This is a genomic window from Exiguobacterium sp. s183 (assembly GCF_018617655.1).
GTDB classification, from domain to species: Bacteria; Bacillota; Bacilli; order Exiguobacteriales; family Exiguobacteriaceae; genus Exiguobacterium; species Exiguobacterium aestuarii_A.
In genome coordinates, this window is sequence record NZ_JACSKN010000020.1 from 1 (window position 1) to 373 (window position 373).

2 tRNA genes are annotated in these 373 nt (G+C 51.2%); both read right to left on the reverse strand.

The features are described 5' to 3' along the window. Nucleotides 1-92: 92 nt before the first annotated feature. A tRNA-Ala gene (locus KNP62_RS15505) sits at nt 93-165 on the reverse strand. 22 nt (nt 166-187) lie between these two features. Further along, nucleotides 188-264, reverse strand: a tRNA-Ile gene (locus KNP62_RS15510). Between the last annotated feature and the right edge of the window lie 109 nt (nt 265-373).

Below are 373 nucleotides of genomic sequence, written 5' to 3' on the forward strand. Positions count from 1 at the left end.
GATCTAGCGTCTAAGACACACGGTCCTCACGGACCATATGTGAAATTGGTTTTTGATGTCTTGATGAATCTTCAGTTTTCAAGGAACAAAAGTGGAGCCTAGCGGGATCGAACCGCTGACCTCCTGCGTGCAAGGCAGGCGCTCTCCCAGCTGAGCTAAGGCCCCGTATTGGAATTGTTCATAAAAATGGTGGGCCTAAGTGGACTCGAACCACCGACCTCACGCTTATCAGGCGTGCGCTCTAACCGGCTGAGCTATAGGCCCTCATAGAGAGGTTTTGGTCTCTCAAAACTGAACGATGGGCAATGCCACATGGGCATTTTCCTTAGAAAGGAGGTGATCCAGCCGCACCTTCCGATACGGCTACCTTGTT